Here is a 25,205-nt window from a genome sequence, read left to right as displayed (position 1 = left end):
TCAGTCCTTCGCTCGGAGCAGGCGGACGAAGGCGAGCGACAGGATCATCACGAGGATGACGAGCAGGAACGAGTTCGCCGCGCCTGTGCCGAGGTCCGCTCGGGTGATGTGGTTGTAGAGGTAGTACCCGGCCGTCGTCGTCGAGTTGTACGGGCCGCCCTGGGTGACCACGAACGGCTCCGCGAACATCTGGAAGACCGCGAGCGTCTGCAGCACGACAGCGAACATGATCGTCCGCCGGAGGAGCGGGACCGTGATGCTCCACAGCTGACGGACGGGCGAGGCGCCGTCGAGGTCCGCCGCCTCGTACATCGAGCGGTCGATCGACTGGAGCCCGGACAACAGGATGATCACGATGAACCCCGTCGTCTTCCAGAGGAACAGGAGCGCCAGGGTCGGCTTGGCCCACGCGCTGGTGGTGAGCCAGCCGATGTCGGGCAGACCGACCACGCCGAGCAGCGCGTTGACGGCGCCGTGGTCCTGGTCGAAGAGCACGACCCAGATCTGCGCGACGGCGACCAGCGGCGTGACGAACGGGACGATGAACGCGACCCGGTACATCCCGCGCAGTCGCAGTTTCGCGGAGTCGAGCAGCACGGCGACGACGACGGCCAGCGCGATCTGCACCGGGACGATCAGCAGCCACAGCACCGCCGAGTTCCCGAGGGAGCTCCAGAACGCCGGGCTGCTGAGCAGGTAGGTGTAATTGCCCCAGCCCACCCACTCCGCGGCACCGGTGCCGTGCCAGTTCGTGAAGCTCAGCCGGGCGGTGAAGATCAACGGGTACACGCTGAACGCGAGGAAGATCACCACGAACGGCATCACGAAGAGGTACGGGGCGAGTCGACGGCGGGTCTGAGGGCCGCCGAGGCGCCTGCGGCGCCGGGCCGCGGAGGGGAGGGCTGTTGTCGTCATGATTCTCTCGGTGTCACTGCCGGTCGATGAGGTTGCTCTGGATGTCGGAGCCGGCCTTCTCGATCACCTGCTCCGGAGTGAGGTCTCCGTCGAACATCCGCTGCAGGTCCGCGCCCAGGTAGTCGGTCGACCCGTTCCACCAGGAGGGGATGGCGGTGCCGGCCGGGATCTGCGCACCGGCCTCGGTGGCCACCTTCCACAGGTCCTGGTCGCCGAGTGCGGGCACGGGACGGAAGAGCGGCTTCGACGACTCCGCGGCAGGCAGGTAAGCCGGGATCGAGGTGTTGAGGCCCTCGGGGTAGACGTCGTTCGGGCCCCACACCGCGGAGTAGCCGGCCTTGTCATACATCAGGAACTTGTAGAAGAGCCAGGCCAGCTGGGAGTTCTTGCCATCCTTCGGGAGCACGAACGAGGATCCGCCCATCGCGCCGCTGCGCGCGCCGCCGTCCTTCCAGGCCGGAAGCTCCATGGCGCGCCAGTCGCCCGCCGTCTTCGGCAGGAGCTGCTGCGGGGCGAAACTGAACCAGATGGCCCAGGGGTAGAAGACCTCGTTGCCCGCTTCCAGCTCCGCGATGTCGCTCTGGCCGAGATATTCGGCGCGGGTGCCGAGCCCCTCCTTCTGGACGGTGTCGAGGAAGGTGAGGATCTGCTTGTACTCCGGGCTGTCGAGGCGGAGCGTTCCCTTCGCGTCGGCCAATGACGTGCCCAGCTGGCTCGCGTACATCTCCAGCTGGAGCTGGCCGAGGAACGCGCCCTGCTCGAGGTGGATCGGCTTCGCCCCCGGCTTGGCCTTCTGATAGGCGCGGGCCGCGGAGAGCAGGTCGTCGTAGGTGCGGATGCCGGTCGGGTCGATCCCCGCCGCCTTCAGCGCGGTGGCGTTGTAGTAGAGCAGCCCCGGGTTCAGGTCGTACGGGACGCCGTAGATTCCGCCGTCGACGGTGTTCGCGTCGATCTTCTGCGGTGCGATGTCCTTCACGTACGGCTTCAGCACGTCGCTCAGATCCCAGAGGTGGTCGGCGTAGCTGCTCACCAGCGCGTCATCGAGGAACACGCCGTCCGGCACGTCGGTGCCGGTGATGAGGGTGTTCTGCAGCTTGGCGTTGATGTCGACGGCCTCGTGGTGGACGGTGATCTTCGGGTACTTCTTGTTGAAGTCCGCGATGACGCCGTCGAACACCTTGAACAGGTCGCCCGACCGGTCCCAGATGGTGATCTCGCCTTCCGGCTGGTCGGTGTCCGGCGCCTGGAGGCGCGTGGAGGCGGTGCTGCCGCCCGCGGTGCCGATATCGGGGCCGCAGGCGGTCAGGGTCAGTGCTGTGGCGACGAGTGCCGCAGCGACGGCGATGCCGCGTGCCCGTCGTCTCGGGTGATGGATCATGGGACACTCCCTCGTGTTTTGCCAACGTATGCAAACTGTAGCGTTCGTTTGCGAACGTTGCAAACGCTACGATGACTCCATGCCAGCAACACTGCGCGACGTCGCCCAGCTCGCCAAGGTCTCCGTCCGCACGGTGTCCAACGTCGTGAGCGGGTACGAGCACGTGAGCGATCAGATGCGCTCCCGGGTGCTCGCCGCCATCGAGGAGCTCGACTACCGACCGAACCCGGTGGCGAGGACGCTGCGCACCGGGCGCACCGGGATGCTCGCGCTCGTCGTCCCCGAGGTGGATGTCCCCTACTTCAGCGAGCTGGCGCGGGAGGTCATCGACGCCGCCGCGCTGTCGGGCTACCGGGTGATGATCGACCAGACCGGCTACGACCACGATCGCGAACGGCAGCTGCTGCTCGGGGACGAGCGGACGATGCTGTTCGACGGCCTCCTGTTCAGCCCGCTCGTGACCAAGTCGGAGCTGCTGGACATGCACGGCACGACCCGGATGCCGCTCGTGCTGCTCGGCGAGCACGAGTTCGACGGGCGCTACGACCACGTCGCCATCGACAACGTCCAGGCGGCGAAGGACGCTGTCGCGCATCTCGTCGGGACCGGCCGGTCCCGCATCGCCGCGATCGGCTCGCAGCCGACCGAGGAGTACGCGACCCCCCTTCAGCGCGAGTCCGGCTACGCCGAGGCACTCGCGGAGGCAGGGCTTCCGCACGACCCGGACCTCGTGAAGCCCGCCGGCCACTACAGCCGCCCTGGCGGGTACCGTGCGACCCAGGAACTCCTCGCGCTGGACCCGCGGCCGGACGCCATCCTCTGCTTCTCCGATCTCCTCGCCATCGGCGCCATGCGAGCGGTGTTCGACGCGGGCCTCCGCGTGCCGGAGGACATCGCCGTCATCGGCATCGACGACGTGGAGGAGGGCCGCTTCGCGCGCCCCTCGCTCAGCACCGTCTCCCTCGACACGCCGTTCATCGCGCGGGAGGCGGTGCGCCGTATCGTCGCCCGCATCGACGAGCCGGACATGCCGGCGCAGGAGGTCGTGGCACCGCACCGCCTCATCGTCCGGGAAAGCACCGCGCCCTCCTCCTGACGCCTGCGCCGCGCGTCGGCGGCGATCCGAAAAGCTCGCGAATCAGGTCTTGCAACGATGGCAAAGGCCTGGCAGGGTCATTTGCAACGTCCGCAAAGCGGCGGGCGTCTCACCAGAGAGGACTCTTCATGGACACGACGATGCGTCCAGGGCGACGGCTCCCGTTGCTCGCCGCAGCGGCACTCGCCGCCGTAGCGGTGCTCACGCTCTCGCCGACAGCGGCGCCACCGGCCGAGGCGGCACTCCCCGGCTCGGTGCTGTACTCGCCGAACCTCACCGCGTTCCCGAACGGGACCGCCGGGTATCCGCGGGCGATCGCTCTCGAGCACGACGGGACACCGGCCGACACGGTGCTCGCCACCTTCGCCAAGGCCGGCCACAACGCCCCGGGGACACTTCCCGTCTACCGGACCACCAACGGCGGCTCGACCTGGACCCAGATCTCCACGATCTCCTCGAACACGCCGGGCTGGGACATCGAAGCCCCGACGCTCTTCGAGGTGCCACGCACCATCCCCGGACTGAATGCCGGCGACATCCTCGCGGCGGGAACGGCGTGGCACGTCGGCGACTACACGACCCAGAAGGTCGAGGTCTTCAAGAGCACGAACGGCGGCGCGAGCTGGTCGTTCCTCTCGAACTGCACCCAGACCTCAGGCCTCCCGAACACCTGGGGCCACGGCATCTGGGAGCCGTCGTTCGTGGTCGCGAACGACAACACGCTCGCCTGCTTCATCTCGGATGAGCGCCCGGCGAACAGCGCGACCAACAATCAGAAGATCGGTCACTACACCTCCACCAACGGAGGGGCGACCTGGAGCGCGGCGATGACCGACGACGTCGTGTTCCCCGCCGACAACCTCGCGCGTCCCGGCATGCAGACATTCGCGAAGCTGCCCGACGGCCGGTTCGTCATGAGCTACGAGCTCTGCCGCGACGGGACGAACGCCGACCACGCCTGCGAGGTCTACATCAAGTTCAGCGCGAACGGGCTGAACTGGGGCGCCGCAGGCGACAAGGGCACGCTGGTCCGCACCTCCGACGACCGGGAACTGCTGCACACGCCCTACATCTCGTGGGCCGCCGGCGGAGGCCCGAACGGCACGCTCCTACTCTCCGGACAGCGCGTCGTCGCGGGGCCCACCGGCAACAAGACCGTGCTCGCGGAGTCCGGCACCGTGCTCTTCACCAACACCCAACTGGGCGCGGGCACCTGGTACGAGGCCACGGCACCGGTGACCGTGAACCCAACGGGCGGCTACGCGGCGGGCGTCCCCTCCTGCCCCGGCTACTCGACGCCCGCGATCCCGCTCAGCAGCGGCACGACGTTCCTCTACTTCGCCGCGACCTGGCTCGGAGTCGGGAACCAGTGCGAAGTGCGCGTCGGATCCGGCACCCTGCCCGGCCCGACGGGAGCGATCACCGGGCCCGGCGGAAAGTGCCTCGACGTCGACACGAACACTGCGGCCGACGGCAATCGCGCCCAGCTCTGGACCTGTGGCGTCGCCACCGGACAGGACTGGTCCGTCTCGCCCGATGGCAGCATCCGCGCGTTCGGCAAGTGCCTCGATGTGGACGCCCAGGGCACGGCGAATTTCACCAAGGTGCAGCTGTGGGAGTGCAACGGCTCCGGAGCTCAGAAGTGGGTGCACCAGGCGAACGGTTCTCTGCTGAACCCGCAGTCGGGACGCTGCCTGGACGACCCGCAGGGCGTCACCACCGACGGCACGAAACTGCAGATCTACGACTGCAACGGGTTGTGGACCCAGCAGTGGACGCTCCCGGCGTGAGCTGAGGCACGTCGCGTGACGAACGGCCGCGGCTCTCCCGACGGGAAGGGTCGCGGCCTGCGTCCGTGCGGCCGGCATCCGTGCGGCCCTCGGCAGCGGCGCCGCCTCGCGTCAGCGGCCGGCGGTCGCGCGCTGCCCGGCCAGGTCCCAGACCCGGCCGAGGATGCGCCCCTCCTCGCCGTCGTCCGCGCCCTCGAAGTGGTCGACATGCCGGCCGATGAACGCCTGCCAGCGCTGGTCGGCCGGGTCGTCGGCGAGTGCGCGCATCGCGGCGGCGAAGTCGTCGCACTCGACGAGGTGGAAGAGGTCGCGTCCGCTGCGCCAGATGGTCCAGTCGTGGATGCCCACCCTGGCGAAGGCGGCGACGAGGTCGTCCGGGATGACGACGTGCGCCTCCTCGTAGGCGAGCTCGTGGCCCTCGCGGAGGACCGAGTGCAGGGCGACGCGCATGGCTGCCTCCGAGGGTGACGATCTTGGATTCCTATAGGAAATAGTAATAGGCTGACGAGGGTCACGGAAGCCCGACGAAAGGACCCTCGATGCGATTCATGCGGCTCGGCGAACCCGGCGCGGAGATCCCCGCCGTCGGCGACGGCTCCACCACCTGGGACCTGCGCCCGCTGACCGCCGACATCGACAGCGCCTTCCTCGCCTCCGACGGCCTCGCCCGCGCCGAGGCCGCGGCCCGCGCAGGGCGGCTCCCGGAGCTCGCGACCGACGGCCTGCGCTACGGACCCCCGATCGCGCGCCCGCAGGCGGTCATCTGCATCGGGATGAACTACGCAGCGCACGCCCGCGAGTCCGGTGCGGAACCCCCGGCCGACATCGTCGTCTTCTACAAGCACCCCAACACCGTCGTCGGACCGCACGACGACATCCTGCTGCCGCCGGAGTCGACGACGACCGACTGGGAGGTCGAGCTCGCCGCCGTGATCGGCACACGCGCCCGCTACCTCTCCTCTCCGGAGGAGGCGCTGGAGCATATCGCCGGCTTCGCGGTCGCGAACGACGTCTCCGAGCGCGAGTACCAGCTGGAGCGCTCGCTCGGCCAGTGGAGCAAGGGCAAGAGCTTCGAGACGTTCAACCCGCTCGGGCCGTGGCTGGTGCCGACCGCCGAGGTGGGCGACGGCTCCGGCCTGCGCATCTGGTCGACGGTGAACGGGGAGTCGCGCCAGGACTCGTCCACGACCGACCTGATCTTCGGCGTCGCCGAGATCGTCTACAGGCTGAGCCGGTTCACCGTCCTGGAGCCCGGCGACCTCATCAACACCGGCACCCCCGAGGGCGTCGGCCTGTCCGGCCGGTTCCCCTACCTCGCCGCCGGCGACCGCGTGCGCCTCGGCATCGACGGCCTCGGCGAGCAGAGCGCGACCGTGCGCGCCGCACTCTGAACCGACATCCCCAACCAGAAGGAGACGACGTTGTCCGACTTCGACGGGCTCGTGGCCGCGGTCACGGGCGGAGCATCCGGCATCGGCAAGGCCATCGCGGACGAGCTCGCGAGCCGCGGGGCCCGCGTGTTCGCCCTGGACCTCGACGCGGCGGCGGTCGCCGAGCCGCACACGGGCATCCGCTGCGACATCGGCGACGACGCCAGCGTTCGCGAGGCGATCGCCGCGGTGGTCGCCGACGCCGGCCGGCTCGACATCGTGATCGCGAACGCGGGGATCGGCGCGCAGGGCGACGTGGAGGCCAACGCCGACGACGAGTGGATGCGCGTGCTCAACGTGAACGTGATCGGCTCGGCCCGCACCATCCGGCACGCCATGCCGCACCTCCGCGAGTCGCCCTCGCCCGCCGTGGTGCTGACGAGCTCGATCGCGGCGTGGGCAGGGCTGCCGCAGCGCGTGCTGTACTCCGCCTCCAAGGGCGCGATCTCGGCCATGACGCTGGCGATCGCGGCGGACTGCCTGCCGCTCGGCATCCGGGTCAACGCCGTGGCGCCCGGCACGGCGGACACCCCGTGGGTCGGTCGGCTGCTGGAGAGCGCGGCTGACCCCGATGCGGAACGCGCGGCCCTCGCGGCTCGCCAGCCGAGCGGGCGCCTGGTGCGGCCGCAGGAGGTCGCGGAGGCGGTCGCCTACCTCGCCTCGCCGGGCTCGGCATCCAGCAACGGCGTCATCCTCCCGGTCGACGGCGGGATGTACTCCCTCCGCCCGCGCCGCTGAGCACGCCCGCTCGCGGCGGCTCAGGCCGGGGTGCCGGCGCGGAACTCGTTGGCGGTGAGGGACGCGTCGAGCATCTCCATGCCGATGCCAGGGGTCAGCGGGGCGCGGTAGCGGCCGCCCGCCACCTCCACCGGGGCGACGAAGTGCTCGTGGAGGTGCTTCGTGTACTCGATCATGCGACCGTCCTGGCTGCCGGAGACGGCGACGAAGTCGAACATCGAGAAGTGCTGCACCGCCTCGCAGAGCCCGACCCCTCCCGCGTGCGGGCAGACCGGCACGCCGAACTTCGCCGCGAGCAGCAGGATGGCGATGTTCTCGTTCACGCCGGCCACCCGCGTCGAGTCGATCTGGACGACGGAGGCGGCCCGCGCCTGCAGCAGCTGCTTGAACAGCACCCTGCTCATCCCGTGCTCCCCTGTCGCGACGGGGACCGGGGCGACGGCCTTCGCGATCGCCGCGTGCGCGAGCACGTCGTCGGGGCTGGTCGGCTCCTCCACCCAGGCGAGGTCGAAGCGCTCGAGCGCGCGGATCCACTCGATCGCCTGGTCGCGGTCCCAGCGCTGGTTGGCGTCGATCGCGATGCGGATGTCCGGGCCGACCTCCTCGCGTGCGATCGCGAGCCGGCGGAGGTCGTCCTGCAGCCGGTCCCCCACCTTCAGCTTGATCTGCTGGAAGCCGTCGTCGACCGCCTCCCTGGCGAGCCGGCGGAGCTTGTCGTCCGGGTAGCCGAGCCAGCCCGGGGTCGTCGTGTACGCGGGGTACCCGTGCGCGAGCAGCTCCCGCTCGCGCTCGGCTCGGCCGGGCTCCGCGGCCCGCAGCAGGTCGAGCGCCTCCTCGGGGGTGAGCGCGTCGCTGAGGTAGCGGAAGTCGACCAGGGCGACGAGCTCCTCCGGGGTCATCCCGGCCAGCAGCTGCCAGAGAGGCAGGCCGGCGCGCTTGGCCTTCAGGTCCCAGAACGCGTTCACGACGGCGCCGATCGCCATGTGCATGACGCCCTTCTCCGGGCCGAGCCAGCGCAGCTGCGAGTCGTGGACGAACTCCCGCCAGAACCCGCCGAGGTCGTCCAGGATCGCCTCGACATCACGCCCGAGCACGCGGTGCGCGACGGCGTCGATCGCCGCCACCTGGACGTCGTTGCCGCGGCCGATCGTGAACACGAAGGAGTGGCCATCCACCCCGTCGGCGGCGTCGGTGCGCACGCGCAGGTACGCGGCCGAGTAGTCGGGGTCCGGGTTCATGGCGTCGGAGCCGTCCAGCAGGGCGGATGTCTCGAAGCGCACATCCAGGGTCTCGAAGCCGGTGACGATGCTCACGGCGCGCTCCTCTCGGTCGGCGATGCGAATATCCTATTGGATATAGCCAACCGAAAGCGAGCGCGACAAGACCGCCGGCACCGGGCGAGGCGCGAACGCCGCGCTAGCGCTCGCCCGCGAGACTCTTCGCGATGCGCTCGTACGACCGGTCGATGTGGTCGCGCATGGCACGCTCGGCGCCGCGACCGTCGCCTGTGCGCAGGGCGGCCAGCACGGCGTCGTGCTCCTCGGAGGTCTCCTCGGCCACGCCGTGCTCGAAGTACAGCCGGTACTGGTGCAGGTGCGAGCGCAGCCGGAACACGGCGTCCGCCAGCAGGGCGTTGCCCGCCTGCTCGGCGATGATGCGGTGGAAGTCCGCATCCTGCTTCGCGAAGTCCTTGTAGTCCTCGAAGCGGTCATCGCCGGCCTGGGCCGCCGCGCCGCTCGCGTGCATCTGCTCGCAGAGGGCCTCCAGCTCCGCCAGCGTCTCCGCATCCATCCGCCCGGCCGCGCTGCGCGACGCGTGCGGCTCGAGCAGGCGGCGCATCTCGAACAGCTCGCGCAGGCCCTCGGCGTCGAGCAGCGGGGCGGCCGTGTAGCCCTTGAGCGCCTTCTTGACGACCATCCCCTCCGACTCGAGGCGCGCGAGCGCTTCGCGCACCGGCGTCGGCGAGACGCCGAGCTGCCGGGCGATGCCGTCGATGCTGGCGCGGGCGCCCGGCTCGATCACCTGGTCCATCAGCAGGCCGAGCACCGCATCGTAGACGTCGTCCGCGAGCGCGCGGCGCGCGGGCAGCAGGTGGTCGCCCGCGGCGCGTTCGATGCTCATGTGCACATCCTAGGCCGAGCGACCTGTTCCGTAGAGGAAAGAGGATGCAGGATGCTCACGGGAGCAGGCCCGCCGCCTCCAGCTCCGCCCAGAGGTCGTCCGGCACGGCGGGCTCGGCGAGCCGGGCGTTCCGCTCGATCTGCTGCGGGGTCTCCGCGCCCAGCACCACGGTGGACACGGCGGGATGCCGCAGCGGGAACTGCACGGCGAGCTGCGGCACGGTCGCTCCGTAGCCCGCGGCGATGTCGGCGATCCGCCCGGCCCGCTCGATGAGCGCGGCGGGCGCCGCCCCGTAGTCGAACGTCGCGTCGGCGCGCGGCCGGTCCGTGGCGAGGATGCCCGAGTTGAACACCGCGGCGACGACCACGCTCACGCCGCGCTCCTCCGCGGCCGGGAGCAGGTCGGCGGCGGCCGCGCCGTCCAGCAGGGTGTAGCGGCCGGCGCACATCACGATGTCGAGATCCGTCTCTCGGACGAACCGGGTCAGCATCGCGGACTGGTTCATCCCGGCGCCGTAGGAGCGGATGACGCCCTGCGAGCGCAGTTCCTCGAGCGCGGGGAACGCGCCGTCGAGCGCCTCCCGCTCGTGCTCATCCGGATCGTGCACGAACAGGATGTCGATGCGGTCGAGGCCGAGCCGGTTCAGCGAGTCCTCCACCGATCGCAGCACGCCGTCGCGGGAGTAGTCGAAGCGGCGCCTCCGGGTGGAGGGGACGTCGAAGAGGTTGGCGATGTCGGTGCCGCCCGCACGGTGATCCGGGTTCGGCTCGATGATGCGGCCGACCTTCGTCGAGAGCACGAACTCGTCGCGCGGCAGGGCGCGCAACCCCTCGCCGAGGCGCTCCTCGGCGAGGCCGAGCCCGTAGTGCGGCGCGGTGTCGAAGTAGCGGATGCCCGCCTCCCGGGCGGCGGGGACGATCGCAGGCCAGACGTCGTCGGGCCGGGCGTCGTGGAGGTTCCCCAGGGCCGCGGTGCCGTAGCCGATCGGACCGAGCTGCAGGGCGGGCGTCATTCCTATAGGATATGCGAACCGAAGCCCCCACCTCAATCCGTTCGCCGTCGAAGGAGAATCGCAGCGTGGCCTCCAGCACCGACCTCGTCCGCCCCGGCAACTACCGACGATTCGAACGCGAGGTGCCCGCCTGGTTCACCGACGCGAAGCTCGGCGTCTTCGTGCACTGGGGGCCGTACTCGGTCCCGGCGTGGGCGGAGCCGATCGGCGAGCTCGGGACGATCGACGACAGCTACTGGTTCACGCACAACCCCTACGCCGAGTGGTACTTCAACACCATCCGCATCGAGGGCAGCCCGGCCGCCGAGCACCACCGCGCGACCTACGGCGACGCTCCCTACGACGACTTCCTCGACCGCTGGGACGCCGCCGACTTCGACCCAGCGGACGTCCTGGCGCTGGTCAAGAGGGCAGGGGCGGGGTACTTCGTGCCGACCACCAAGCATCACGACGGCGTCACGCTCTGGGATGCGCCCGGCACGGGCGACCGCAACACCGTCGCGCGCGGACCGCACCGCGACCTGGTCGCCGCGTTCGAGCGGGCGACGCGCGAGGCCGGGCTGCGCTTCGGGGTCTACTACTCCGGCGGGCTCGACTGGCACTTCTCGCAGCTGCCGCCCATCACCGCGGAGGGCGAGGCGTTCGTCCGACCGGTGGATGCGGCCTACGCCGAGTACGCGCACGCGCAGGTCCTCGACCTCATCGACCGCTACTCCCCCGACGTCCTCTGGAACGACATCGACTGGCCGGACGCTGGCAAGCCGTCCGGGCCGTTCAGCGCCGAGTCGCTGTTCGAGCGGTTCTACGCCGCCAACCCGGAGGGCGTCGCCAACGACCGCTGGGGCGAGACGCACTGGGACTACCGCACCAGCGAGTACCAGCAGGACACCGACGTCGAGCGGTCCGGCGCGTGGGAGAACTGCCGCGGCATCGGCTACTCGTTCGGCTACAACCGACTCGAGGACGCGACGCACCTGCTGAGCGGCCCCGCGGCGGTGGAGTCCTTCGTCGACATCGTGTCGCGCGGCGGCAACCTGCTGCTGAACATCGGACTCACCGCCGCCGGCACCGTCCCGGAGCTGCAGCGGAGGACGCTGGAGCACCTGGCGGCCTGGAATGCGATCAATGGCGACGCCGTCTTCGGCTCGACCACGCTCGACACGGCGATCGCGGGGCCGTCGGAGACGCCGTGGCTGCGCTGGACCCGCACCGGCGACACCGCGAACGCGTTCGTGGACGCGGTAGGCGAGGTGCGCATCCCCGCGTCGACGGCGGTGGACGCGGCGAGCGCGCGCCTCGCGGACGGCAACCGTATCGCCGTGCGCCGCGACGGCGGGACGATCGTGCTGACCGTGCCCGAGCCCTCCGTCGCCGGCCCGACGCTCGTCCGGTTCGGCCTGGCCGGCTGAGATGACGGTCGACGCGCACCTGCACCTCTGGGACCTCGACGCCATCGACTACCCCTGGCTCACCGACCGGCTCGCGCCGATCAACCGGAGCTTCGGCCTGGACGAGGTGCAGCCGCAGCTGGAACGGGCGGGCGTCGACCGCGTGGTGCTGGTGCAGGCCGCGAACTCGATCGAGGACTCGGCGGCGATGTTCGCGGTCTCGTCACCGCTCGTGGCCGGTGTCGTCGCCTGGGTCGACCTGCTCGATCCGGCGACCGCGGCCCGGCAGCTGGCCGGGTGGGAGGCGCATCCCGGCTTCGTCGGCGTGCGGCACCTCATCCACGACGAGCCGGATCCCGACTGGCTGGCACGGCCCGCCGTGCGCTCGTCGCTCGCACTGCTCGCGGATGCCGGGAGGGCGTTCGACGTGGTGGGCGTCCTGCCCCGGCACCTGGAGCACGCCGTCGCGATCGCGGACGAGCTGCCGCACCTGCACCTCGTGATCGACCACCTGGGGACGCCGCCGGTCGGCGGCGCGGGCGCAGGGCCGTGGGCGCGGCTCATCCGCGAGCTCGCGGCCCGCCCGAACGTGTCCGTGAAGCTCTCCGGGCTGACCACGCTCGGCGGCGGCTCGGACGCCGCCCGGCTTCGCCCCTTCGTGGAGCACGCGCTCGAGAGCTTCGGGCCGTCCCGTGTCCTCTACGGCGGCGACTGGCCGGTCTCCACGCTCGCGGGCGACTACGCCGCGACGCACGCGGTCGCGGTCGAGCTCATCGCAGGGCTTTCCCCCGCCGAACGCCACGACGTCCTCTCCGGGGCGGCCGAGCGCGCGTACCGCTTGGCCGCCCGATGAGTGTGCCCGTTCGGCACGTTCCGGGGGTGCTCGAGCACGGGCGATCGTACCGGCGAGGGACAGTCGCCGTCACGGCCGCGGCGGGAATGATGCGCGGGCGCCGAGCACGGTGACGAGGCCGACGAGCACCAGCGCGGCGCCGGCGAACGGCAGCCAGCCGAGGCCGGGCCCGGCGAGCACGGCGGCGCCGATGGCAGCGCCGCCGCCGATGCCGATGTTCGCCGTGGCGTTGATGAGCGCGCCGGTGACCTCCGGCGACGCCCCGCGGCTGCGGATGGCCGCCGTCTGGAACACCGAGGCCACTCCCCCGAAGCCCGCTCCCCACAGCGCAGCGGCCACGAGCACGCCGGCGAGCGCCGGGAACGCGATCCCGACCGCGATGAGACCGGCGGTCACCGCCGTGAGCAGCGCGACGACGGCCGCCCTCGGCCTCCGGTCGAGGGTCACCGCGGCGAACCAGGTGCCCAGCATCCCGACCGCGCCGATCCCCAGCAGCACCGGCCCGACGCCCGCCGCCGGAAGTCCCGCCGCCAGCAGCAGCACCGACACGAACGTGTACACGGTGAACTGCCCGAGGTAGACGACCGCGTTGGTGGTGGAGACGACCGCCAGCCGCATCCGGCGAGCTCCGGCGCCGTCGCCCAGGTGCGCGGTGCCCCCGCCGGGAACGGCCGGGAGCAGGAGCGCGACCACGAGGACCGTGAGCGCGCACACCGCCGCCAGCACCCCGAAGGCGGCGCGCCAGCCGAGGGCGGTGCCGAGCGAGGTCGAGAGCGGAACGCCGAGCACGAACCCCGCCGAGGCGCCGGCGGTCACGACGGCCAGCGCCCGTCCGGTGTGCGAGGGCTGCACCAGCCGGGCGGCGTAGCCGATGCTGACGGAGAAGAACACGGCGTGCGCGATCCCGCCGAAGGCTCGCCCGGCGGCGAGCACGGCGAAGTTCGGCGCGAGCGCGACGACGACGTTGCTCAGCGTGTACGCGATCAGGGTGGACACGAGCAGGCCCTTGCGCGGCAATCGCGAGGTGGACACGGTCAGCGGAACGGCCAGCACCGCGACCATGAACGCGTACACCGTGACGAGCAGGCCGGTGATGGAGTCGGAGACGCCGACCTCCCTGCCGATCGCCGGAAGCAGGCCGACGGGCAGCATCTCGGTCGTGACGGCGAGGAAGGTGGCGACGGTGAGCGCGACGATGCCCCCGGTCGCGTCGCGGACGGTTCCAGGGCTCCAGGCCGGCGCGACGGGCATGGAGGCGATGCTACGCCCTGCGTACGCGCCTCCAGGACGTCGATGGTCGGCTCGTCCGGAGATCCCGGTCGCATCCCGCCGCACTCTCCGGAGTTCCGGTGCGACACGCCGCGTCCGATCCCGGTCCTCCGGAGGAGCCACCCGCGTGCCCGGCGGTCACGGTCGCGTTAGTATCCCGGCACGGGTACACGGTTCGCGAGGGGGCGGCATGCGGTGGTTGTTCACGGGTACACAGCCGGACGGACGCCCCATCGAGGCCGGACCCGACGTGGACGAGCTGCTGCGCATCCTCGACCGCGCCGTGGATGCGACGGCTGAGGCGGACGGCCTGCTCGACCGACACGGCGCCGCTGAGGGCGGGCGGATGGATGCGCGCGCCGCCCTCGCCGCCCGGGTGGAGCTCGCCGCCGTCGAGCACGAGCTCGCGGATGTCGTGTGCTTCCCGAACGACGAGGCCGTCCGCGACCGGGCCGCGGTCATCGTGACCTTCTACCAGCACCTGCTCACCCACGCACTGCAGGCCCAGTACTCGACGGTCGCGCCCGCGCACCCCGCGATCCGCAGCGCCATTCCCCTTCCCGGCGACCACACCGAGCTCGCCGCGATCCGGGATGCGCTGCGCGCGTCCGCCTACGGCACCCGCTGAGCGCGGCCTCGACGCGCGAGCGCCGTCTCGGCCAGCGTCTCCACCAGCTCGGGATAACCCATCCCCTCGGACGCGAACATCCGCGGGAACTGCGAACGGCTGGTGAAGCCGGGGAAGGTGTTCACCTCGTTCAGCACCGGCCCGGACTCCGTGAGGAAGAAGTCGACCCGGGCGAGCCCCGCGCAGCCGAGGGCGCGGAACATCGTGCGCGCCTGCTGCTGCAGCTCGCCGGCCACGGAGGCCGGGATGTCCGCCGGCAGCGCGAACGCCGGCTCGCGGCCGTACTTCGCCTCGGTGTCGAACACCTCGTCGTCCGCCTTCACGATCTCCAGCGGTGCCGAGCAGCGCAGGGAGCCGTCAGGGAGTTCGAGCACGCCGACGTCGATCTCGCGCCCGCGCACCATCGCCTCCACCAGCACCCGGTCGTCGCCGTCGAGCGCGGCGGCGACGGCGCCCGCGAGCCGCGCGCGGTCGGTCACCACGGCGAGGCCGTGGCTGGATCCCCCGCTGTTCGGCTTCACGATCGCGGGCAGCGGCACGGCCGCCAGCCGCGCGTCGTCGGGCGAGGTCACCACGACGCCCGGCGCGACAGCGACCCCGGCGTCGACCGCGAGCAGCTTGGTGACCCGCTTGTCCATGCCGAGGGCGCCCGCGCCGACGCCCGAGCCCACGTACGAGACGCCCGCGAGCTCGAGCAGCCCGGCCAGCGTCCCGTCCTCGCCGCCCGCGCCGTGGAAGGCGGGGATGACGACGTCGGCGTCGACGAGCGCGGCGACGAGGCCGGCGAGGCCGGATAGGCCGGGGAGGCCGGGAGGGCCGCCGACCCCGGCCGCGCCGTCCGGCCCGCTCCACGACCCGTCCCGCCCCTGCACGAACTCGACCACCCGCCAGCGGTCGCCCGTGAGCGCCGCCGCGATGTCCCGCGCCGAGGCGAGCGACACGTCGTGCTCGCTGCTGGTGCCACCGCCGAGCACCACGACCGTGCGCACGCCGCTCATCGCGTCTCCTCCACCGTGCGGGAGGCGCGCCCCGCGGTCCCGACCGCCGTCAGCACGTCCTGCGGAACGGTCCCGGCCCAGCGGGCCCAGTCCGTCGCCGTCGGCTCGCCGAGTAGGTCGTCGCCGAGCACCACGACGTCATCGCCGACGGCCGCGCCGGTGTCGCCCAGGTCGACCACGGTCGCGTTCATGGAGACGACGCCGACCACGCGGCGCCGCGTCCCGTTCACGGTGACGAACGCCTCCCCCGCATGGATGCGCGGCAGCCCGTCCGCGTACCCGAGCGGGAGCAGCCCCAGCCGGGTCGGCGCCTCCGCCACCCAGGTTCCGCCGTAGCCGACCGCCGTGCCGGCCGCGGCGTCCCGCGCCTCGATCAGCGTCGTGCGCAGGCGCATCGCGGGCCGCAGCCGCGTCCGACCGGACAGCTCCGCGCCCACCAGCCCCGCGCCGATCCGCACGAGCGTGCCGTGGGTGGCGGGGTCGTTCAGCGCCGCGGAGGTGGCGGCCAGGTGCAGCCACCTCGGACGGCACCCCGCCGCCTCCACGACCTCGACGCCGCGCCGGAACCGCACGACGGCGGCCCGGGTGGCGGGGTGGCCGGGGACGTCCGCGGACGCCAGGTGGCTCATCACCCCCTCCACACGCACGGCGCCCCGGGCCTCCAGAGCCGCGGCCTCGTCCGCGAGCGCCTGCCACTCCTCGCGCGGAGCACCGTCGCGGGCGAGGCCGGTGTCGAGCTGGAGGTGCACGGCGACGCCCGCACCCGGGCGCGCCGCCTCCCGCAGCTGGTCCACCGAGCACACCGCGAGCGCCGCCCCCAGCTCCACCGCCCGCGCCCCGTCGAGGCCGTCCGGGTTCATCCAGCTCAGGATGGGGGCGGTCAGGCCCGCCGCCCGCAGCTCGGCCGCCGCATCCAGGCCGACCACCCCGAGGGATGCCGCACCGGCGGCGAGCGCCGCCCGCGCGACGGTCACGGCGCCGTGACCGTAGCCGTCGCTCTTGACGACCGCGAGCATCGGCACGGGGACCCGCTCGGCGAACAGTGCCGCGTTCGCGGTGATCGCCGCGGGGTCCACGGTCAGGGTCGTGCGATGCCGGGACGCCGTGCGGACGCTCACGCGGCCGCCTCCCCGGCACCGGCGGCGGCCTCGTCGACCGGCCCGTACAGCGCGGCCGGCGCCCCGACGGAAAGGGCCCAGTACCGGTCGCCGTAGCTCCAGTGCCACCACTCGGTCGGATAGTTCACGAACCCGGCGGCGCCGAGCGTGCGGGCGAGCAGCGCCCGGTTCGCCGCCGCGGCCTCGCCGATGCCGGTCGCATCGAAGTAGCAGGCGCCGTCGCTCTGCTCCGGGGTCGCGTCGATGGCGGTGCCGAGGTCCCGTTCGTGCCCGTCCGCGTCCACGAGCGTGAGGTCCACCGCGGCGCCGGCGACGTGCGGGGCGACCTCCACTGGAGAGACGAACCGGCTGGTCAGCGTGCGCAGCTCCTCCTCGCCGAGGTGCGGGTGCAGCGCGCGCAGCTCGGCGCTGTACCGCTCGATGATCGCGCGCTGGCCGGCGAGGGGACGGTGCCCCTCGACCACCCGGAGCGCGACGCCGGGCGGGAGCAGGGTCGCCGCGTGGAGCAGGCGCTCGGCCACGCCCGCACGCACCAGGGCGCGGGCGGGGCCGAGGCGCGCGGGCAGCGCGACGAGGGGTTCGCCCGTGTCGAGCACGGGGACGGCGGAGACGCGGGGATCTGACAGCAGGATCGTCACGTCCCCGACGCTATGAGCGGCGCCCGTCCCGCGGCGTCCGCCTGCCGAGGGCTTCGGCGCGCCGAAGGGATGACCCCGCATCGCTCTGGGGGATGACATGCCGGGCCTGCCCGCCCGCGGTGTTCGGGGCTACTTTAGCGGGATGAGCCCGTCTTCGAAGTCCGAGACGTTCCTGGAGGTCGACGGCCACGAGGTGCGCATCTCGAGTCCCGGCAAGGTCGTCTTCCCCGAGCCCGGCCTCACGAAGCTCGACCTCGCGCGCTACTACATCGCCGTCGCCGAGGGTGCGCTGCGCGGCGCGGGCGGTCGGCCGATGGTGCTCAAACGCTTCGTGAAGGGGCTGAGCCAGGAGCCGTTCTTCCAGAAGCGCGTCCCGGAGGGGCACCCCGACTACATCGACACCGCGACACTCCGGTACGCGAGCGGCACGTCCGCGGAGGAGGCGGTGCTGCGGAACGCCGCCGGGCTCGCCTGGGTGTCCAACCTCGGCTGCCTCGACCTGAACCCGCACGCCGTGCGCGCGGAGGACCTCGACCATCCCGACGAGCTCCGCGTCGACCTGGACCCGATGCCCGGCGTCGACTGGTCGCAGATCGTCGACGTCGCCTTCGTCGCCCGAGAGGTGCTGCAGGACCACGGCCTGACCGGCTGGCCGAAGACGAGCGGCTCGCGCGGCCTGCACATCCTCGTCCGCATCGAGCCGCGCTGGGGCTTCGCGGACGTCCGGCTCGCGGCCGAGACGCTCGCCCGGGAGGTCGAGAACCGCGCCCCGGGACTCGCCACCGCGCACTGGTGGAAAGAGGAGCGAGGCGAGAGCGTGTTCGTCGACTTCAACCAGAACGCGAAGGACCGCACGGTCGCCTCCGCCTACTCCATCCGCCCGCTGCCGGACGCGCGCGTCTCCACCCCGCTCGACTGGGACGAGGTGCGCTCCAGGCGGCCGGAGGAGTTCACCGTCCCGACCGTGTTGCCGCGCTTCGCCGAGCGCGGAGACCCGCACGAGGACATCGACGCGAAGGCCGGTTCCCTGGAGGCGCTGCTCGGGCTCGCGAAGCGTCTCGGGCCGGCGGAGAAGCCGCCGCGATCGGGGGACGGCGCCGGCCGCCGGGTCTCGCAGATGCCGCTCATCGAGGTGGCACGCACCAAGACGAAGCCCGAGGCCCTGGATGCGCTGGAGCGCTGGAAGACCGCGAACCCGGCCGTCGCCGAGCGCCTGCACCCCGCCGACGAGTTGGTCGACGGCATGCGCGGCTCCAGCTCGCAGTGGTATCGCGTCCGCATCAACCTGCAGCACGTCCCTGAGGCGGACCGCCCGGCCCAGGGCGCGCTGGTCGCGGACTACGACCCGTGGGCGGGGCGGGAGTGGCCCGGCGGTTCTACCGCGTGAGGGTCGCCAGGCCTCCGCTCGGGATGCGCGCGAACGCGGGCGCCCTGTCGGTCCGCTCATCGGAGACGAGCCGACCGCGCGCGTCCCGCACCTCGAGCCGGTAGCCGCCGACCGCGCCGAGGATCGGCACCTCCTCCTCCTGATCCGCATTCGCGATCGCGATGCTCCGCCACTCCCCGGCAGGGATCCGGACGGCGACGGGGGCATACCGGACGATCACGACGGCGCTCTCTCCCTGCGCCTCCATCACCGGATAGGAGAGGTCGGGGCGGCGAGGGAGGAAGCGCCCGTGCAGGATGGTGTCGGCGTTCCGCGTCCAGAATCCCAGCCAGAACGCGAGGACCTCGGCATGGTCGTGGCGCATCCCGATCAGGTCGGCGGAGACCTGCGGCACGCCCATGATGGCGCTCAGCAGCTGATGCGCGACCCGGGAGGGCGAGTCCGACTCCGCCCACATGACCGGGTCGGAGTGGACGGCCGTCCCTGGTGCGACGAGCCGGAGGTCGGCGATGCCCACGCGATTCTCGACCGGGCTGACCGGGCAGTCCTCCACCCGGACCATCGATGCGAGCGCGCGGATATCGGCTCCGATGTACGGCTCGCGCAGTTCCACCATGAGCTCCGGCCGAACCTGCCTGGCGCGCTCCACGAGCTCGCGGACGAGTGTGAGCGCGGCATCCTCCGCGCTGTCGTGGTCGGCGTCCGCCGGCGGCGGGGTCTCGACCGGCCGGGCGAACCGTTCCAGGAAGTCCAGCTTGAACCCGTCGCCGCCCGCCTCGGCGAGCAGTGCGATCGCCCGGTCGGTGATGTGGCGTCGCGCGGCGGGCGAGCGCACGTCCAGGACCGCCGCATCCAGCTCCGGCACCTCGTACAGGATGGGCAGGGCCGGGTTGCCGTACGCGTCGGACCGTTCGCCCAGGAACGGGGTGCCGATCCACCACATCGTCGCGAGCCCGAGCGACTCCAGCCTCGAGGTCAGTCCGCGCGGGTCGGGCAGCTTCCGGCCGTCCGGACGCCAGTCGCCGGCGGACCCGTACCCCCGCTCGTGCTCGCCGGTCTGCCAGCCGTCGTCGACGATGACCGTGCCGAACCCGAGGCCGGCCGCCCGCTCCGCCTGCCGCTGCAGATCGTCCTGGCGCACGTCCTGGTGGGCGTAGTACCAGGTGCAGAACACGGGTCGCTCGTCGCGGCTCGACGACGCGGGCACGTCGCGGCCGAGCCACGCGCCGATCCCGCGGACCGACTCGGCGAACGCACCGCCGGTGAGGTCGACACGGACCCGCAGGACGGCGCCGGGGCGCTCCGTCTCGAACGCGACCAGCAGTTCCGCCGTCTCCTCGACGACGCCGCCTCGCACCGAGAGCGGAGCCCCCTCCGTCTCGGCCCCATACGTCAGAGCCGCGCGGTCGCCTGTCGTCAGCAGGCAGCCGATCGCGACGCCGTCGAGAGCGGAGATCCGGCGCGCGTCCGCCCACGACGCCGGCATGGTCCCGTGCGGCACCTCGCTTCCCGGCGTCCAGAGGGTCACCGGGTCGCGCAGGGGCAGGCTGAGCGAGAGCGTGAACGGACCATCGCCGTCCGCCCCCGCCTCGAGCTGGAGGCCGGCGCCGCTCCCCCGCACCATGAGCTCGGGCAGTGCGGAACCGGCGGCCGCGAGCACGGACACCCGCAGCCCGGACGCCTCATCCACGGTCCTGCTGTAGGAGACGGCGTCGGCCGGCGCCCCCGGGAACCAGACCCGGTCCTCCACGATGTTCTGCGTCACGGGGTCACCTGTTCCCCGTGAACGTGACGCCGCCGACGATCTGCTTCTGTGCGATGAAGAAGATGACGATGCACGGCAGCACGACGACGATGGAGGCGGCCATCAGCAGCGGCGTGTCCGTCCCGTTCGTGGACTGGAAGCCGGCGAGGGCGACGGGCAGGGTCTTCCACTGCTCACTGGTCAGGTAGATCGCGGGCGTGACGAAGTTGTTCCACGAGGCGATGAACTGCAGCACCGCGGTCGCGACGATGATCGGCTTCGAGAGCGGGAGGAAGATCGAGCGCCAGATGCGGAACCAGCCCGCACCGTCGACGATGGCCGCGTCCACGAGCGACGCGGGCAGGTGCAGATAGAACTGCCGGAACAGGAAGATGAAGAACGGCGACCCGAAGAAGACCGGCAGGATCACCGGGTACAGCGAGTTCATCATGTCCAGCTGCTTGAACAGGATGAACTGCGGCACCAGCGTCACCTCCCCCGGCAGCAGCATGGTCGCCAGGATGATCGCGAAGACGACACCGGCGCCGCGGGCCGGGATGCGCGCGAGCGCGAACCCGACCAGGGATGCCACGAGCACGGTGCCGACGACGGGGATCACGGTGCTGAGCAGGGAGTTCAGCAGGTACGACCAGAACGGGAACGCGCCGAGCGCCTCCGCGTAGTTCGAGAACCGCCACTGCAGCGGGAACAGGCCGATCCCGCCCTCGGCGACGCCCTGCTTGGTGCGCAGCGACGTCGCGATCATCCACAGGAACGGGTAGGCGAACACGAACGACCCGACGACCAGGACGATCAGCGACACCGCCTTGCGCGGCCGCGACGCCTCTCCGGGCTTCGTCCTCCGCCGGCTCACCGTCCTCTGCGCCGGCGCCTGGGCGATCGGGATGACATCAACGGACACGGGCTGCCCGCCTCCTCTCTCGGGCCGGGCGGGCCGACTCGTAGTAGACCCAGAACGCGCTCCCCCGGAACATCAGGGCGGTGAGCACGAGGATCATCAGCAGCAGGATCCACGCCAGAGCGGACGCGTAGCCCATCTGGAACATCCGGAACGCGTTCTGGTACAGGTAGTAGACGAGGAACAGCAGGGAGTTGCCCGGCCCTCCCCCGTTCGCGCTCCCCGTGCTGGACGGCACCAGGTAGCCCTGGGTGAAGATCTGCATCGCCGCGATCATTCCCGTCACGACATTGAAGAAGATCACCGGGCTGATCTGCGGGATCGTGATGCTCCACACCTCGCGGATCCGCCCGGCGCCGTCGAGCCGCGCCGCCTCGTAGAGCTCGGTCGGCACGTCCTGCAGGCCCGCCAGGTAGATGATCATGTTCCCGCCGACCGTCCACAGGCTCATGATGATGACCGCGGGCAGCGCCCAGTTCGGGTCGCCGAACCAGCTCGGGCCCTGGATGCCGACCGCTCCGAGCAGCCCGTTCACCAGTCCGTAGCTGGGGTTGAACACCCACAGGAAGAGCACGGTCTGAGCGACACCCTGCACGAGGCTCGGGAGGTACCAGATCGTCCGGAAGATGTGGATGCCGCGGACGTCGATGTTCATCAGCAGCGCGACTCCGAGCGAGAGCACGGTCTGCAGGGGCACGCTCACCACCGCGAAGGTCAGGGTCACCTTGATCGCCTGACCGAGCAACGGGTCGCTCGCCGCCTTCGTGTAGTTGTCGAACCCGGCGAAGGTGGCCGGCGAGATCAGGTCCCAGTGGAACAGCGAGAGGCCGAGCGAATAGACCATCGGGCCCAGCGTGAACAGCAGGAACCCGAAGATCCACGGCGACGCGAAGAGCCAGAAGGCGGCGGTGGTGGGACGCATCCACCGCCGCCTCACGGCGATCCGGAATCCGATTCCGAGCACGGCTGCCACGACGGCGACGATGAGGATGAAGGCGCCGATCGGGCGCGCTCCCGGCTCGACGCCGACGAGTCCGAGAAGGTTCTCGAGTGTCTGGATGATGGGATTCACAGTTCGGTCTCTATCGTTGGTGACGCGCGGGCGGCGGGGTCACTCGCCGGCGTCGAGCTGCTTCTGGCATGTGGTGTTGAGGTCGGCGAGCACCTTCTTCGGGGACTCATGGCCGGAACCGACGGCCGTCCTGGTGCTCAGATCGGTCTCGATCGTGCCGTTGATGTTCGACTGCGTCTTCGAGAAGCTCGGTGCGATCGTGGACTGACTCACCGCCGAGAAGAACGCGGCGATGTTCTGGTCGGGCGCGGCGGCGAGCGCGCTCGCCTTGGCCGCCTCGATCACCGGCAGTCCGAGCGAGGACTTCGCCGTGGTGAGCAGCTTCTGCGCGGCAGGGTCTGTGGCCATGAACGTGGCGAACGTCTTCGCCGCCGCCTGTTTCTCCTGACTGGAGGACGAGGAGATGGCGAGTCCGTCGATCTCCATCGAGGAGCCCTTGCCCGGCACCGGCACCAGCGCGAAGTCGGAGCTGTTCGGCAGCTGCGCCAGTTGGGCGATGCTCCACGGCCCGAAGTCGGGGAACATGGCGACCCGGCCGGTGGTGAGCCACCCAAACATGTCCTGCCCGTTCGCCTCGGCCTGGCTGGGCGCATATCCGTCCGGCGATTGCGCGTCGATCACCTGGTCCGCGGCGGAGACGGCCGCGTCGGAGTCGTAGGTGCAGGTCTTGCCGTCGGCGCTGAACTGGCTGCCGCCGTAGATCGTCAGCCACTGGTCGAAGCCGAGGGGCGCCGCCCCGAAGGTCTTCGGCGAGCCTGCGCTCACGAGCGACGTCGCCAGCTTCGCGTAGGCGTCGGGGTTCAGCGGATCGGTGCCCGACGGCACGGCGACCCCTGCCTTCTCGAACACCGCCTTGTTGACCGCCATCGTCTTCGTCTTCACCGTGAACGGGATCGCGTAGTACTTGCCCTGGAACTTCATGCTCGCCGCGATGTTCTCCGAGTAGAAGTCGGATCCCTTCACCTCCACCGGGGCGAAGGTCGAGGCGAACTGGCCGAGCGACGAGTTGGAGATCTGGGCGACGTCCGGGGCGGTGCCGCCCGCGATCATCGTCTGCAGCTGCTGCTCGTAGTTGTTCTGCACCCAGTTCGCCTTCACGGTGATGTCGGGATGCGCCTTCTCGAATGCGGCGATCATCGCCTGCTCGGTGGCGTTCTCCTGGTCGTTGCCCCAGTGGGCGAAGGTGATGGTCGTGGAACCGGAGCCGGAGGCGTCGCCGCCCTGGCTGCAGCCGGAGAGTGCTGCTGCGACGGCGGCGGCTGTCGCCGCGACCGCAAGGATTCGCTTCCTCATTGAATGCGCCTTTCGTGGATGGGTGATGCGGGATGGGTGATGCGGGATGGGACTTCCGGTGTGTCGGATGGGTCAGGGGGTGAGCCGCACGGTCGCGCCGACGGGCACGACCGCGTGCCTGGTGCTGTCGGGGAAGTGCGCGCTCCAGCGGACGGGTTGCGTCCCAGCCGTGACGGTCAGTTCGCTCGCGTCGTCGCCGTCGTGGCGGACGGTCAGTTCCGCATCGCCGATGCGGACGCCGCGAACCTCGATCCACTCGCCCTCCGGGAGGTGCGAGCGGGTCTCCACGTCGCCCTCGAGAGTCGGCCGTAGCCCGGTGAGCCCGGCGGCGATGTGGCTGACGACGGTGAATGGCACCTCGGGGTAGTCGGCGCGCGAGGCGATCAGGTGCCGCAGCCAGCGCAGCGCGACGGCATCGTGGCCGTAGGCGCCGAACGCCTCCGGCAGGTAGGTGAACGCCTCGATGTTCGGCGGGGGCGAGACCTCGAGTCCCTCGGCCAGGTAGGCGAGATGGCGCTGCGCCCGCTCGCCCGCGGGGATCATCGACTTCACCGCGGGGAACCAGGACGGTTCGAGCGCGAACACGTCGACCGGCCCGCGGTCGGTGAACCCGGGGACGTAGTGGCCCTCCTGTTCGTTCCACCAGCGTTCCTCGAACAGCCTCAGGAGGCTCGCGGCACGGCGGTCCGCTTCTGCGCGGTCTGCGGGGTCCGGCGCCACCTCCGCGTACGCGCGGGTCGCCGCCCACTGGCTGGCCAGGCCGTCGCCGGCGAGCTGCAGGTCCGGTGCGGTCCGGATCTCGTTGTAGGTGGGGCTGCCCGCGAAGATGTCGTTCGCCGCACGCTCTCCGGCCGCGCCGATCCCGTGGACGTCGTGGGCGTCGGTGAAGAGGAACACCGTGTTGCGGTGGAAGGCGGCCAGCGCCGGGCTGTCGAGCCACCGGCGGTCGCGCGTCCAGCGGTACTGCTCGATGCTCTTCTCGACCAGCTCATAGGGAGCCGGGGTCTCGCGCACGAAGTCGTCGTCAGAGCGGTAGTCGATCGCGGCGGGCTCGCCGTCGAAGGTGAAGGCCCACAGCGGGTAGTAGCGTCGGCGCGCCGTCGCGGACTCCGCGAAGTGCTGGAACATCGCGAGGTTCTCCTCGTCGAGCCCCAGCAGGTGACCGCCCAGGGCCTGGTGGGCGAGGTCGCGGGAGTAGAACATCGGGCGGTCGGTGAGCCCGGCCCAGTAGGAGGGCATCGCGCCCGTGCGCCCGGTCTGCACCCAGGACAGGGCGAGCTCCGCGGCCCACTCGAAGCCATCGACGATGTCGGTGAGCGACGAGGCCACCGCGAGCTCAGTCGAGCGCCGGGTGCCGTCGGGAGTGGGGAGCGTCCTTGCCATGCCGCAATGCTAGAGAGAGTGACGGATCCGATACA

At 71.4% G+C, this 25,205-nt stretch carries 23 protein-coding genes; 8 read left to right on the top strand and 15 right to left on the bottom strand.

Annotated elements, in window-relative coordinates; genetic code table 11:
* Together AAME72_RS09415 and AAME72_RS09410 are read right to left on the bottom strand one after the other, a co-directional pair.
* The gene (locus tag AAME72_RS09415) at positions 1-915 is read right to left on the bottom strand and encodes a sugar ABC transporter permease (protein ID WP_348789983.1); all 915 of its coding nucleotides are present in this window, start codon (positions 913-915) and stop codon (positions 1-3) included.
* Between the two features lie 13 nt (positions 916-928).
* Complete coding sequence (locus AAME72_RS09410) at positions 929-2,293, bottom strand: extracellular solute-binding protein (RefSeq protein ID WP_348789982.1); 1,365 nt, start codon at positions 2,291-2,293, stop codon at positions 929-931.
* Positions 2,294-2,372: 79 nt separating this feature from the next.
* Between AAME72_RS09410 and AAME72_RS09405 the strand changes: the two genes are divergently transcribed.
* Together AAME72_RS09405 and AAME72_RS09400 are read left to right on the top strand one after the other, a co-directional pair.
* On the top strand, positions 2,373-3,389 hold the full coding sequence (locus AAME72_RS09405; RefSeq protein ID WP_348789981.1) for a LacI family DNA-binding transcriptional regulator: 1,017 nt from the start codon (positions 2,373-2,375) through the stop codon (positions 3,387-3,389).
* A gap of 128 nt (positions 3,390-3,517) precedes the next feature.
* Complete coding sequence (locus tag AAME72_RS09400) at positions 3,518-5,179, top strand: ricin-type beta-trefoil lectin domain protein (RefSeq protein WP_348789980.1); 1,662 nt, start codon at positions 3,518-3,520, stop codon at positions 5,177-5,179.
* Positions 5,180-5,290: 111 nt separating this feature from the next.
* Here AAME72_RS09400 and AAME72_RS09395 read toward each other — a convergent pair whose 3' ends face one another.
* Positions 5,291-5,629: an L-rhamnose mutarotase gene (locus AAME72_RS09395; protein ID WP_348789979.1), complete on the bottom strand. Its 339-nt coding sequence runs from the start codon at positions 5,627-5,629 to the stop codon at positions 5,291-5,293.
* An 89-nt stretch (positions 5,630-5,718) separates the two neighbouring features.
* On the opposite strand from AAME72_RS09395, the gene AAME72_RS09390 reads away from it, so the two are divergent.
* Both AAME72_RS09390 and AAME72_RS09385 read left to right on the top strand, forming a co-directional pair.
* Entirely contained in the window at positions 5,719-6,570 is an 852-nt protein-coding gene (locus tag AAME72_RS09390) for a fumarylacetoacetate hydrolase family protein (RefSeq protein ID WP_348789978.1), read from the top strand.
* A 30-nt stretch (positions 6,571-6,600) separates the two neighbouring features.
* The gene (locus AAME72_RS09385) at positions 6,601-7,347 is read left to right on the top strand and encodes an SDR family oxidoreductase (protein ID WP_348789977.1); all 747 of its coding nucleotides are present in this window, start codon (positions 6,601-6,603) and stop codon (positions 7,345-7,347) included.
* Positions 7,348-7,367: 20 nt separating this feature from the next.
* Here AAME72_RS09385 and AAME72_RS09380 read toward each other — a convergent pair whose 3' ends face one another.
* From AAME72_RS09380 to AAME72_RS09370, 3 genes are all read right to left on the bottom strand, one after another.
* Positions 7,368-8,660 carry an enolase C-terminal domain-like protein gene (locus AAME72_RS09380; protein WP_348789976.1) on the bottom strand — a complete coding sequence of 431 codons (1,293 nt, stop codon included), beginning with the start codon at positions 8,658-8,660 and terminating at the stop codon, positions 7,368-7,370.
* 103 nt (positions 8,661-8,763) lie between these two features.
* Complete coding sequence (locus AAME72_RS09375; RefSeq protein ID WP_348789975.1) at positions 8,764-9,468, bottom strand: GntR family transcriptional regulator; 705 nt, start codon at positions 9,466-9,468, stop codon at positions 8,764-8,766.
* 55 nt (positions 9,469-9,523) lie between these two features.
* Positions 9,524-10,480, bottom strand: a complete 957-nt coding sequence (locus AAME72_RS09370; protein ID WP_348789974.1) for an aldo/keto reductase — start codon at positions 10,478-10,480, stop codon at positions 9,524-9,526.
* Positions 10,481-10,545: 65 nt separating this feature from the next.
* Here AAME72_RS09370 and AAME72_RS09365 point away from each other — a divergent pair, with 65 nt between their 5' ends.
* Both AAME72_RS09365 and AAME72_RS09360 read left to right on the top strand, forming a co-directional pair.
* Complete coding sequence (locus tag AAME72_RS09365; RefSeq protein WP_348789973.1) at positions 10,546-11,889, top strand: alpha-L-fucosidase; 1,344 nt, start codon at positions 10,546-10,548, stop codon at positions 11,887-11,889.
* A gap of 1 nt (position 11,890) precedes the next feature.
* Complete coding sequence (locus AAME72_RS09360) at positions 11,891-12,721, top strand: amidohydrolase family protein (RefSeq protein WP_348789972.1); 831 nt, start codon at positions 11,891-11,893, stop codon at positions 12,719-12,721.
* Between the two features lie 69 nt (positions 12,722-12,790).
* Here AAME72_RS09360 and AAME72_RS09355 read toward each other — a convergent pair whose 3' ends face one another.
* Positions 12,791-13,972, bottom strand: coding sequence for an MFS transporter (locus AAME72_RS09355; RefSeq protein WP_348789971.1), 1,182 nt, complete (start codon positions 13,970-13,972; stop codon positions 12,791-12,793).
* Positions 13,973-14,180: 208 nt separating this feature from the next.
* Between AAME72_RS09355 and AAME72_RS09350 the strand changes: the two genes are divergently transcribed.
* Positions 14,181-14,618 (top strand): hypothetical protein, encoded by a 438-nt coding sequence (locus tag AAME72_RS09350; RefSeq protein ID WP_348789970.1) that lies wholly within the window; start codon positions 14,181-14,183, stop codon positions 14,616-14,618.
* Here the strand turns inward: AAME72_RS09350 and AAME72_RS09345 are convergent.
* From AAME72_RS09345 to AAME72_RS09335, 3 genes are read right to left on the bottom strand one after another with little or no spacing between them, the layout of a single operon-like run.
* Complete coding sequence (locus AAME72_RS09345; protein ID WP_348789969.1) at positions 14,603-15,616, bottom strand: D-alanine--D-alanine ligase; 1,014 nt, start codon at positions 15,614-15,616, stop codon at positions 14,603-14,605. The two genes, AAME72_RS09350 and AAME72_RS09345, sit on opposite strands and share 16 nt — an antisense overlap.
* Entirely contained in the window at positions 15,613-16,734 is a 1,122-nt protein-coding gene (alr, locus tag AAME72_RS09340; RefSeq protein ID WP_348789968.1) for an alanine racemase, read from the bottom strand. The genes AAME72_RS09345 and alr overlap by 4 nt, the downstream gene beginning before the upstream one ends.
* On the bottom strand, positions 16,731-17,372 hold the full coding sequence (locus tag AAME72_RS09335; RefSeq protein WP_348789967.1) for a M15 family metallopeptidase: 642 nt from the start codon (positions 17,370-17,372) through the stop codon (positions 16,731-16,733). The genes alr and AAME72_RS09335 overlap by 4 nt, the downstream gene beginning before the upstream one ends.
* A 142-nt stretch (positions 17,373-17,514) precedes the next feature.
* On the opposite strand from AAME72_RS09335, the gene AAME72_RS09330 reads away from it, so the two are divergent.
* Entirely contained in the window at positions 17,515-18,759 is a 1,245-nt protein-coding gene (locus AAME72_RS09330; protein WP_348789966.1) for a DNA polymerase domain-containing protein, read from the top strand.
* Here AAME72_RS09330 and AAME72_RS09325 read toward each other — a convergent pair.
* The 5 genes from AAME72_RS09325 to AAME72_RS09305 all read right to left on the bottom strand — a co-directional run bounded on the left by AAME72_RS09325 (position 18,749) and on the right by AAME72_RS09305 (position 25,170).
* A complete protein-coding gene (locus tag AAME72_RS09325) occupies positions 18,749-20,524 on the bottom strand; it encodes a glycoside hydrolase family 36 protein (RefSeq protein WP_348789965.1) in 1,776 nt (591 codons plus the stop codon). The genes AAME72_RS09330 and AAME72_RS09325 overlap by 11 nt on opposite strands.
* Before the next feature lie 4 nt (positions 20,525-20,528).
* The gene (locus AAME72_RS09320; RefSeq protein ID WP_348789964.1) at positions 20,529-21,425 is read right to left on the bottom strand and encodes a carbohydrate ABC transporter permease; all 897 of its coding nucleotides are present in this window, start codon (positions 21,423-21,425) and stop codon (positions 20,529-20,531) included.
* Entirely contained in the window at positions 21,415-22,494 is a 1,080-nt protein-coding gene (locus AAME72_RS09315) for a sugar ABC transporter permease (protein ID WP_348789963.1), read from the bottom strand. Before AAME72_RS09315 ends, AAME72_RS09320 begins: the two co-directional genes overlap by 11 nt.
* 39 nt (positions 22,495-22,533) lie before the next feature.
* Positions 22,534-23,787, bottom strand: coding sequence for a sugar ABC transporter substrate-binding protein (locus tag AAME72_RS09310; RefSeq protein WP_348789962.1), 1,254 nt, complete (start codon positions 23,785-23,787; stop codon positions 22,534-22,536).
* 72 nt (positions 23,788-23,859) lie between these two features.
* Positions 23,860-25,170: a hypothetical protein gene (locus AAME72_RS09305; RefSeq protein ID WP_348789961.1), complete on the bottom strand. Its 1,311-nt coding sequence runs from the start codon at positions 25,168-25,170 to the stop codon at positions 23,860-23,862.
* Positions 25,171-25,205 lie beyond the last annotated feature (35 nt).

The sequence above is a fragment of the Leifsonia sp. NPDC080035 genome (assembly GCF_040050925.1).
Classification (GTDB): domain Bacteria; phylum Actinomycetota; class Actinomycetes; order Actinomycetales; family Microbacteriaceae; genus Leifsonia.
This window is presented reverse-complemented; position numbering and strand designations above follow the sequence as displayed.

Bases quoted from the DNA above. Each gene is read 5' to 3' on its own strand.
- AAME72_RS09415 (WP_348789983.1), bottom strand. From the start codon at position 915: ATGACGACAACAGCCCTCCCCTCCGCGGCCCGGCGCCGCAGGCGCCTC.
- AAME72_RS09410 (WP_348789982.1), bottom strand. From the start codon at position 2,293: ATGATCCATCACCCGAGACGACGGGCACGCGGCATCGCCGTCGCTGCG.
- AAME72_RS09405 (WP_348789981.1), top strand. From the start codon at position 2,373: ATGCCAGCAACACTGCGCGACGTCGCCCAGCTCGCCAAGGTCTCCGTC.
- AAME72_RS09400 (WP_348789980.1), top strand. From the start codon at position 3,518: ATGGACACGACGATGCGTCCAGGGCGACGGCTCCCGTTGCTCGCCGCA.
- AAME72_RS09395 (WP_348789979.1), bottom strand. From the start codon at position 5,629: ATGCGCGTCGCCCTGCACTCGGTCCTCCGCGAGGGCCACGAGCTCGCC.
- AAME72_RS09390 (WP_348789978.1), top strand. From the start codon at position 5,719: ATGCGATTCATGCGGCTCGGCGAACCCGGCGCGGAGATCCCCGCCGTC.
- AAME72_RS09375 (WP_348789975.1), bottom strand. From the start codon at position 9,468: ATGAGCATCGAACGCGCCGCGGGCGACCACCTGCTGCCCGCGCGCCGC.
- AAME72_RS09370 (WP_348789974.1), bottom strand. From the start codon at position 10,480: ATGACGCCCGCCCTGCAGCTCGGTCCGATCGGCTACGGCACCGCGGCC.
- AAME72_RS09360 (WP_348789972.1), top strand. From the start codon at position 11,891: ATGACGGTCGACGCGCACCTGCACCTCTGGGACCTCGACGCCATCGAC.
- AAME72_RS09355 (WP_348789971.1), bottom strand. From the start codon at position 13,972: ATGCCCGTCGCGCCGGCCTGGAGCCCTGGAACCGTCCGCGACGCGACC.
- AAME72_RS09350 (WP_348789970.1), top strand. From the start codon at position 14,181: ATGCGGTGGTTGTTCACGGGTACACAGCCGGACGGACGCCCCATCGAG.
- AAME72_RS09345 (WP_348789969.1), bottom strand. From the start codon at position 15,616: ATGAGCGGCGTGCGCACGGTCGTGGTGCTCGGCGGTGGCACCAGCAGC.
- AAME72_RS09330 (WP_348789966.1), top strand. From the start codon at position 17,515: ATGAGCCCGTCTTCGAAGTCCGAGACGTTCCTGGAGGTCGACGGCCAC.
- AAME72_RS09310 (WP_348789962.1), bottom strand. From the start codon at position 23,787: ATGAGGAAGCGAATCCTTGCGGTCGCGGCGACAGCCGCCGCCGTCGCA.
- AAME72_RS09305 (WP_348789961.1), bottom strand. From the start codon at position 25,170: ATGGCAAGGACGCTCCCCACTCCCGACGGCACCCGGCGCTCGACTGAG.